Raw genomic sequence first — 3,256 nt, forward strand, 5'->3', positions numbered from 1 at the left:
AGGGTGCGCGCCAGGTAGAACAGGCCGCGCTTGTGCCAGGCGCCGTAGCGGCGGACTTGGACCTCGACATTGTAGCAATGGCCGTCGGCGTCCCGGGCCAGGACATCGAGGATGATGTATTTGCCGGTGAGCTCGTTGGGCTCGATGTTGGGGTTGAGGATCTCGACTGAGGTGATGTTGGGTAGATCGGGGCGGAGGTCGTTGATCAGCGCCCGCAGCAGCTCGGGGGCTTCGGCAAAAACCCGCTTGAAGACGTAGTCGTTGGTAGGGTCGAGGAGTGTGGGCATGGGGGATCGGCCTGCTGACTTCAGCGCCCATCCTCGCGCGCGATTGGGATCGCATGGCCGTGGGCCTTGAGTAGCGCATAGCGGCGAGCGCTCTGCAGGTCTTCAGCGACCATTTCGGCGACCATCTCCTGGACGGTGATCTCGGGCACCCAGCCGAGGCGCTCGCGGGCGTGGGTCGGGTCGCCGAGCAGGGTCTCGACCTCGGCGGGGCGGAAGTAGCGTGGGTCGACGCGGACGATGACGTCGCCGACCTTGAGCGCGGGGGCGATCTCAGGATCGGCGATGGCGGTGACGAGGCCTTGCTCGTTGAGGCCTTCACCCTGGAATTCGAGGCTGATGCCAAGCTCGGCGGCGGTCCATGCGACGAATTGACGCACGGAGTATTGCTTGCCGGTGGCGATGACGAAGTCTTCGGGCTGGTCTTGCTGGAGCATCAGCCATTGCATGCGCACGTAGTCTTTGGCGTGGCCCCAGTCGCGCAGGGCGTCCATGTTGCCGAGATACAGGCACTGCTCGAGGCCTTGGGCGATGTTGGCTAGGGCGCGGGTAATCTTGCGGGTGACGAAGGTCTCGCCGCGGCGCGGGCTCTCGTGGTTGAAGAGGATGCCGTTGCAGGCGTACATGCCGTAGGCCTCGCGGTAGTTGACGGTGATCCAGTAGGCGTAGAGCTTGGCGGCGGCGTAGGGGCTGCGCGGGTAGAAGGGGGTGGTCTCGCGCTGCGGGACCTCTTGGACCTGGCCGAAGAGCTCGGAGGTGGAGGCCTGGTAGAAGCGGGTCTTGTCGGTGAGGCCTAAAAACCGGATGGCCTCGAGCAGACGTAGGGTGCCGATGGCATCGACGTCGGCGGTGTATTCGGGGGCCTCGAAGCTGACGGCGACGTGGGATTGGGCGCCGAGGTTGTAGACCTCGTCGGGCTGTACCTGTTGGATGATGCGCGTGAGGTTGGAGGTGTCGGTGAGGTCGCCATAGTGCAGCGCGAAGTGTTGCTCGCGCTGGTGCGGGTCTTCGTAGATGTGGTCGACGCGCTGGGTGTTGAACAGCGAGGCGCGGCGCTTGATGCCGTGGACCTCGTAGCCCTTCTCGAGCAGGCATTCGGCGAGGTAGCTGCCGTCTTGGCCGGTAATGCCGGTGATGAGAGCGGTTTTTGGCACGAGTGACGTAGTCCTTGGCTGATAGTCTTCGGCTGCCTTGAGTTCTCAAGCCGGCCTAGCTGGGGCTCGCTGGCGGTTGTTAGGGTTGGACGCCCTGACTGTGCGCTCGACACGACCTTGTAACGTCATTATACAGAGGGCGTCCTGACGGATAGTGGCGGTTTAGCCGTGCGGCTTGAGCGCACGCAGGGCTTCGACTTGAGCGAGTGCGAGTCCGGTTGCTTGGGCAATCTGGGCGTCGCTGAGGCTGCGCCTTGGCCCAGTCGCGTTCTTCTTCATCGGCGCTCATCGCGCGCAGCTTGCCGATGGCTTATTGCACTGGGGGATGGCTCAAGATGCGCGTTTGAGCTGGGTAAGCCAAACGTCCCCGTCGGGGCTGAGCAGGAGTTGATCGGCGAGCTCTTCGAGCTGCTCGGGATCGCTGATGCGGGCCAGCAGCGGCTGGCTCTGCTCGGCCACCTCGGGACCAAAGCGGCGGCGGGCTAAGCGCGAAAGGATGTGCCGGGTGGTTTGGCGGCCTTCCTCTAGGCCCCGCTCTAGGCCCTGCTCTAGGCCCTGCTCTAGGCCCTGCTCTAGGCCCTGCTGCTTCCATTGCTCGGTCCAGGTTTCGACGTTGTCGGCTAGCATGTGATAGACCTCGCTGAGATCGCTCATGGGGGTGACCGACACCCCGGGTAGACGTTTGGGTAGGAACACCCGCCCGAACCAAACGGCAAAGGCACGGCGCAGGCTGCTTTGCTCGGGCTCGTTGAGCCATTCAACCAGTGCGCGCACGATGGCCAGGGCGTCCTCGGCACTGCGGCTGGCTTCGAGACGAAAGAGCGCGGCGCTGAGATTGCGTGTCGGCCCCTGTTCGGCCTTCGCCAAGCGTTGTTCGTCCAGCAGCAGATAGGCTTGCTGAGGACGATAATCGGCCAGGACGGGTGGCGCGGGCTCGATCAGCGGCTCGAGGGTCTCGGCGGCGTTCCAGACTTGGGCGCCATTGTAGAGCACGATCGGCAGAACCGGGGGCAGACGTCCATGGGCGCTGAGCTGTTCGGCGCGGATGAGGTCTTGGTAAAGCAGCCCGATGTAGGTCTGGATGCGCACCGCCATCCAGGCGTCGATGGTGGATTGGAATTCGAGCAGCAGGTAGACGTAGAGCCAGTCCTCGCCCCAGCGTAGGCGCCAGATGAGGTCGTCGGCACGGTCGCGCAGGTCTTCGGTAACGTAGCTGCCGCTGCAGCGCTCGAGGGTGCTGAGATCGAGGCTGTGGACCCAGTCGCCGGGGACGAAGCCCGTGAGCAGGTCGCGCACCATGGTGGCGTGGGCATAGAGGAGCTTATAGCCGCTGTCGTGGGTCGGCTCGCGCCGAGTCTCGGTGGTGGGTGCCGGTGATTTCATGGCGCGCGCTTGGTGATCGCCTTAGCGCCGAAAGGCGTCGAGGTTGTCGCAGAACCAGTGATACGTCTGTCTGAGCCCGGACTCCAGGTGATAGTGCGCCCGCCAGCCAAGCGCGGTGAGGCGCGAGACATCGAGCAGCTTGCGCGGCGCGCCATCGGGCTTGCTCGGATCAAACCGCAGCTCGCCCTGATACCCGGTCACCCGGGCGATGGTCTCGGCCAGCTCGCGGATGGTGACATCGGTGCCGGTGCCAACGTTGATGTGCGAGCACATGGGTTGGGTGTTGGCCTGATAGGCGTCGGTGTCGAGATTCAGCACGTGCAGACAGGCGGCGGCCATGTCGTCGACGTGGAGGAACTCGCGCTTGGGGGTGCCGCTGCCCCAGATGACGACCTCGGGGGCGTTGCGCTGGGTGGCCTCATGGAAGCGTCTGAG

The 3,256-nt window shown here is 64.6% G+C and carries 4 protein-coding genes; all 4 read right to left on the reverse strand.

Translation table 11 applies throughout. The annotated features are described in order from the left end of the window. Window positions 1-287: PD-(D/E)XK nuclease family transposase (locus G3446_RS26070; protein ID WP_209262642.1), on the reverse strand; the 287-nt coding region annotated here is incomplete at its 3' end. 20 nt (window positions 288-307) lie between these two features. After that, complete coding sequence (gene gmd, locus G3446_RS26075; RefSeq protein WP_164456577.1) at window positions 308-1,438, reverse strand: GDP-mannose 4,6-dehydratase; 1,131 nt, start codon at window positions 1,436-1,438, stop codon at window positions 308-310. 330 nt (window positions 1,439-1,768) lie between these two features. Beyond that, entirely contained in the window at window positions 1,769-2,821 is a 1,053-nt protein-coding gene (locus tag G3446_RS26080) for an Rpn family recombination-promoting nuclease/putative transposase (protein WP_164456578.1), read from the reverse strand. Between the two features lie 21 nt (window positions 2,822-2,842). Beyond that, window positions 2,843-3,256: NAD-dependent epimerase/dehydratase family protein (locus G3446_RS26085; RefSeq protein WP_164456579.1), on the reverse strand; the 414-nt coding region annotated here is incomplete at its 5' end.

It is taken from the genome of Thiorhodococcus minor, assembly GCF_010820565.1.
Lineage (GTDB): Bacteria > Pseudomonadota > Gammaproteobacteria > Chromatiales > Chromatiaceae > Thiorhodococcus > Thiorhodococcus minor.